The sequence below is a fragment of the Nocardia sp. NPDC004722 genome (genome assembly GCF_053601505.1).
Map to the genome: position 1 here is coordinate 1 of NZ_JBSGBY010000592.1, position 5,170 is coordinate 5,170.

Sequence of the window (5,170 nt, forward strand, 5' to 3'; positions counted from 1 at the left end):
CAAGCTCATCGAACATGCATTCGATGGTAACTAGTCTGCTTGGTTGCGGAGGCTGGCGACTCAGGCGGTTTGCGTGGCCGGTGTCACGTCACTCCTTCCACTCCTCCGATGATCACTCCCCACGAGTCCACCCCTCGCACCTGAGAATCCGCGAGGATCCCCCGAAGAATCCCCGCAATCAAGATCAAGGTGTACTCACTGCGGAATTTTGTCCGGTTCACCGCAGTGAGTACACCTTGATCTTGTGAGCCCCTGGGGGCTGGCGGTCGAGGGAGCTGCCCACGGCAGCGGCGCACGGACCTGCGTGCGCCCAGAGGCGGCCCGGGTGGAAGTGTCGGGGCTGGGCGGGATGTCAAGGCTTGGCGGGATGTCAAGCCTTAGCGGGACGTCGGGGCTGGGCAGGGCGTCGGGGCCGGGGCGGGGAGGTTGTCAGGGTTGCATGGAGAGGCGGAAGGGGGCGCGGTCCCAGCGCCAGTTGTGGCGTAGCACCAAGGCTGCGAGGTCGAGGAGGTCCAGGCCGGTGCGGGTCGCGGATTCATGGAGTGCGGGCCAGGTGAGGGTGCCTGCCGCCAGCAGGGTGGAGAGTGCGCTCTCGCGCCGTGCGTCCACGGGACGCTTCATGAGGTCCATGACGCCGTCGCGGCTGCCGGTCCAGGTGAGCCAGCCCCAGTTGTGTGCGTGGGCGTAGGCGCGCCCGGCGGCGGCGCGGGCGCGCTGGGGGTACAGCGCGGTGTGAGCGAGGGGGAGCACGTCGATGAGGACGGTGCGTCCGTCGGTGAATGTGGCTGTGGCGGTGGGGTAGTGGACGCGTTCGCTGCCGTCGAGCTGGTAGGTCACGGCGGCGGGCAGTTCGGCGAAGGTGGCCACTCGCGGGCTGGCGTCGAGTGCGCGCAGCAGTCGCGCCTGCAAGGCGGTGTCGAAAGTCACTTCGCGGCCGAGCTTTTCGGAGTACATGTGGCCGCGGCCGTCGTCCTCGTAGTCGAGGCGTCCGGCGGGCAGCACAGGGACGGGTTCGGGTGTGCCGCCGGACCATTCGACCCGTGGCAGCCACGCGTTCCACATGTCGTCCGGCGCGTCGTCGGGCTGCGCCGCGGGCAGCAGATGCCAGCGTCCCTTCTGCTGCCATCCGGCGATCCGCTGGAACACGAAGCCCGCCAGTCGTTTCGAGTCCTGGAGATCGTGCCCGGCGAGCCGCAGTTTCAGATACGCCCAGTCCTGCGCCGCGATATCCCCGTCGGTGGCATAGGTTTCCGCGAGCAGCGTCCGTACCAGCCGCTCATCACCCCACCCGACCGGATACCGCGCCTCGAACACCCCCAGATCCGGTTCCTCGGTGGCCAGTGCCTGCCGCACCATCACCCCCACCGCCCGGGTGTACAACTGCCGCGCCCGATCCCGCGACACCCCGAACCGCGCACCCAGCAGCATCAACGTCTCCGGGTTCTCCCCATCCAGCCCCAACCGGCACGTCATCAACTCCGCGTCCCGCGCCCGATCGGCCGCCACCTCGGTGACCATCCCGGCCAGCACCTCGTTGACCTGTTCCAGCCCGAAGTCCAGCCCCTCGGCCGGATCCTCCCGCGGCACCCGCCGCGTGACCGCTGCATCACTCGTCGTCAACGCCACCCCTACCCGTCCTCGCCAATCCGTTCGACGAGCCTAACCGCGCCCACCGACACAACCGCTCCGCCCGCGTCCGCCCTGCGGGTGATCGGCCGTGCCGCGGTCTCACGCGTGGCGGAGGTCCGCGGTCGTGGCGCTGAAGGTGATCACTGTCGCGCCGGTTTCGTCGGAGTAGTCCAGCTCGAAGTCGGTGGGGGTGTACTGATCGATCAGGTGGCAGACCGAGCCGCGCGGGACACCGATCCTCGCGAATCGGTCGGTGGCGACCGTGACACGGTCGAAGAGTTCGAACGACCGGAAACCTTCGCTCTCAGCGTTCATGGGGCCGAGTCTATGGCCGCGAGGCGCGAATTCCGGTTTCATCCGCGGGCCGACGCGGTGGTGCCGTATCACCGGCTCGGGCATCGGGCCGCCGGGGGAGTGGGCGGCCCGTTGCGAAATATGGTCGGGCAGCGCCGATTCCGCGGCCGGTCGCGGTGGATCCGGGCGGCGGAGACGGCGCGGGAGTTCGGGCCGGTCTAGGTGGTGATGACGGCGTTCATGATGGTGCCGGCGCTGGTGGCGATGATGCCGCCGATCATGGCTCCGGCGACCATCTTCGGGGAGGCGAGGCCGCTGCCGGACCATTTCTCCCAGGCGAAGCGGCCACCGGCGTAGGTGATGGCCAGGACCCCCGACAACAGCACGAACCAGGTGAAGTAGCGGACCAGCTTCATGAGCTTGTCGGCAACCGGGGGTGTCTCCGGGGTGGGGTTGCCGAGCTGGGCGAGCACGGCGTGTTGGGAGAGCACAGTGTCGTGAAAGGCGCTGAGCAACAGGGTCACCCTGAAAAGGTACCGCGAAAAGGCGCCGACATGCCCGGGAATGTCTGTGAGATCTACTGCGTAAGAACGGCTTTCGCTTGCCATTCCTGCGAGCTCGTGGTGGAGATGCTCCGAGATAGCGGTGGATCCGCTGCGAAACCGCCGGGAGATGTCCGAGAGTGCCGGAAAATCTCCAACGCCCTCGGAGAGATCTCCGAGGGCGGGGGAAGGAATTGAGCGGATGACGAGATTCGAACTCGCGACCCTCACCTTGGCAAGGTGATGCGCTACCAGCTGCGCTACATCCGCATTCGCGTCCTTCCGGGCTGTTTCGGCCCGTCCGGCTGCGAGAAAGAACGATAGCCCACCCGCGCCGCATTTCCAAAACGCCTGGCAAACGGCGAGTTCTTCGCGCGAGTCGACGCCCGAAATTCCATCACCGCCGCACTGCCCTTGTTAGCGTCGAGGCGGCAACTGGTTGCCGTTGGATTGCCAACTGCTCGCCCGGCTCGGATTCAATCCTTCAGGAGGTCGCTGTGTCGGAGATGTTCGGCAGTGTCAGTCGCCGTGAACTGTTCGGCGTGGGCCTGGCCGTCGCTGCCGGGGCCGCGCTCTCCGCCTGTGGATCGAGCGGCAAAGACAGTGGCACCGGCACGACCACCACCTCGGCGAGCAATGACCCTACGGCGATTGCGGCGGATGCCTACACCTTCGGCTATCCGCTGGTCCTCATGGACGCCACCCGTTCGGCGGGCGGCCCGATCAATCAATTCGTGCATGCTGATTCGTTGCCAGGCCCCGATGACCGGCTGGTGGTGCGCGTCAATCTCGACACCCTGTACTCGCAGGCGTGGCTGGATCTGACCGTCGAGCCGCTGGTGTTGCGCGTCCCCGGTATGGAAGCCGACCGGTACTGGCTGATGCAGCGGCTCGACGCCTGGACCGACACCACCCACGATCCGAGCAGCCTGCGCCCGCAGGTGACCGCGGCCGGGCCGACGCCGCCGTTCACCTATCTGATCACCGGCCCCGGCTGGTCGGGCGATGTCCCCGAGGGCATGACGCGACTGGCCATGCCCACCAACACGGTGTGGATCATCGGCCGCGTACAGCTCAACGGGCCCGACGATATCCCCGCCGTGCGCGCCATCCAGTCCGGGCTGCTGCTCGCGCCGCTGAGCGCGTTTCTGGCCGATCCCGGAATCGCCACTCCGGGTGTGCCTTTCAGCGCGGGCGTCAAGGGCGCGTCACCTTCCCAGGAGGTCGCCGCACTGGACGGCCCGGCGTTCTTCACCAAACTCTGCGCGCTCATGTCGGCGAACCCGCCCGGCGCGGCCGACACCGCCGCCCTCAACCGTTTCGCCACCCTGGGCATCAAGCCCGGCGGCTCACCCTTCGCCGACGCCGCGGTGCTGACCGCCGGGGTCGAGGCCGGGAAGAAGCAGCTGGCCGACTATCGGGATCCGCACGGCGTCGACGTCAACGGCTGGTCGTATTCGACCGATCTGGGCACCTACGGCACCAATTACGCCCTCCGCGCGCATACCGCCTACTTCGCCCTCGGCGCGAACCTGCCCCAGGACGCTTTGTATCCCACGCTGTCCGGCACGGCCGACGCGAACGGCACGCCGCAGCGCTTCCGTCTGCATTTCGCCCCGGGCCAGCTGCCTCCGGTCGACGCCTTCTGGTCGATCACCGCCTATGACGCCGACAGCTTCCTGATCCCCAACCCCGCGAACATCTACGCGGTAGGCCACCAGGTCCCGGTCACCAAGAACCCCGACGGCTCCCTTGATCTCACCGTCCAGAACGCCGACCCCGGCCCCGCAGTCCCCACCGGCAACTGGCTCCCCATCCCCGCAACCGGCAAATTCTCCCTCACCCTCCGCCTCTACGCCCCCAAACCGGAAGCCGCCCAGGGCAAGTGGCAGCCCCCCGCCCTCACCCCAGCCCCCGCCTGACCTCAGCCCCCGCCCCCGTTTGATCTCAGCCCCGCCTGACTTCAGTTCCCGCCCGACTCCACCCCCGATCTGGCGCCCGCCCCGCGCCTGGCCTCAGCCCGGTCCTGTCTCCGCCACTATCTGGCCTACGCCCCGCCTGATTTCGGCCCGGTGTCTGGCGTCGGCCCGGTGTCTGGCGTGGGTCCGGTGTCTGGTGTCGGCCCGGTGTCTGGCGTCGGCCCGGCGTCTGATCCTCGTCTCGGCGTCCGGCCCTGCCCCGTCATCCCGGCGTGTTTTTGGCCGGGATCCACACACGCAGTGGGCGCACCTATTTCGGGGTGTCCTCGTTCATCGGCACTATGGCGGAGATGAGCGTGGCGTCGCCGACCTTGGTAGTGATCACCAGTTGCGGTGACCAGGTGCGTTTGGTGGCGTCCGGGTGCTGCTCGCTGACCACCATGACGTGCTGCCCGTCGAACGGCCCGGGCATGATCTGCACGCAGTAGGTGGTGCCGACCGGGATGGAGTCGATCCCGGCCTGGATCTGCTCGGCGGTCGGCGCGGCGGCGTCGGGGGCGAACATCTCGCGCACCGCCTTGCCGTTGCGGTCGACGTAGTACCGATTCTGGAGCGCCAGAATCACATCCGGCCCGGACTTGGTGCTGCCCGGCCCGTTGCCGCGGACATTGCCGCCCTTGGCCTCGTTGGGGCACAGTCCGGCCGGCGATCCCGCGGCGGGCTGATCGGTACCCGGCGGCGCGGTGGTGACGGAGGCGGCGGCCTGCGGTGTGGCGACCCCCGGTT

Annotated in this window: 6 protein-coding genes and 1 tRNA gene; 2 read left to right on the forward strand and 5 right to left on the reverse strand. The window is 68.2% G+C overall.

The features are described 5' to 3' along the window. Positions 1-429: 429 nt before the first annotated feature. A complete protein-coding gene (locus tag ACWELQ_RS37430) occupies positions 430-1,620 on the reverse strand; it encodes a hypothetical protein (protein WP_452401750.1) in 1,191 nt (396 codons plus the stop codon). A 108-nt stretch (positions 1,621-1,728) separates the two neighbouring features. Then, entirely contained in the window at positions 1,729-1,944 is a 216-nt protein-coding gene (locus ACWELQ_RS37435) for a hypothetical protein (RefSeq protein ID WP_452401751.1), read from the reverse strand. Positions 1,945-1,956: 12 nt separating this feature from the next. Here ACWELQ_RS37435 and ACWELQ_RS37440 point away from each other — a divergent pair, with 12 nt between their 5' ends. Next, complete coding sequence (locus ACWELQ_RS37440) at positions 1,957-2,145, forward strand: hypothetical protein (protein WP_452401752.1); 189 nt, start codon at positions 1,957-1,959, stop codon at positions 2,143-2,145. On the opposite strand, the gene ACWELQ_RS37445 is transcribed toward ACWELQ_RS37440, so the two are convergent. Together ACWELQ_RS37445 and ACWELQ_RS37450 are read right to left on the reverse strand one after the other, a co-directional pair. Then, positions 2,142-2,447: a hypothetical protein gene (locus ACWELQ_RS37445; RefSeq protein ID WP_452401753.1), complete on the reverse strand. Its 306-nt coding sequence runs from the start codon at positions 2,445-2,447 to the stop codon at positions 2,142-2,144. The two genes, ACWELQ_RS37440 and ACWELQ_RS37445, sit on opposite strands and share 4 nt — an antisense overlap. Positions 2,448-2,662: 215 nt before the next feature. After that, positions 2,663-2,735 (reverse strand) — tRNA-Gly (locus ACWELQ_RS37450). A gap of 236 nt (positions 2,736-2,971) precedes the next feature. Here ACWELQ_RS37450 and ACWELQ_RS37455 point away from each other — a divergent pair. After that, positions 2,972-4,387, forward strand: coding sequence for a DUF1254 domain-containing protein (locus tag ACWELQ_RS37455; protein ID WP_452401755.1), 1,416 nt, complete (start codon positions 2,972-2,974; stop codon positions 4,385-4,387). 307 nt (positions 4,388-4,694) lie between these two features. Here ACWELQ_RS37455 and ACWELQ_RS37460 read toward each other — a convergent pair. Beyond that, a partial coding sequence (locus ACWELQ_RS37460; protein ID WP_452401754.1) for a hypothetical protein occupies positions 4,695-5,170 on the reverse strand: 476 nt, incomplete at its 5' end.

Bases quoted from the DNA above. Each gene is read 5' to 3' on its own strand.
- ACWELQ_RS37435 (WP_452401751.1), bottom strand. From the start codon at position 1,944: ATGAACGCTGAGAGCGAAGGTTTCCGGTCGTTCGAACTCTTCGACCGT.
- ACWELQ_RS37440 (WP_452401752.1), top strand. From the start codon at position 1,957: ATGGCCGCGAGGCGCGAATTCCGGTTTCATCCGCGGGCCGACGCGGTG.
- ACWELQ_RS37455 (WP_452401755.1), top strand. From the start codon at position 2,972: ATGTTCGGCAGTGTCAGTCGCCGTGAACTGTTCGGCGTGGGCCTGGCC.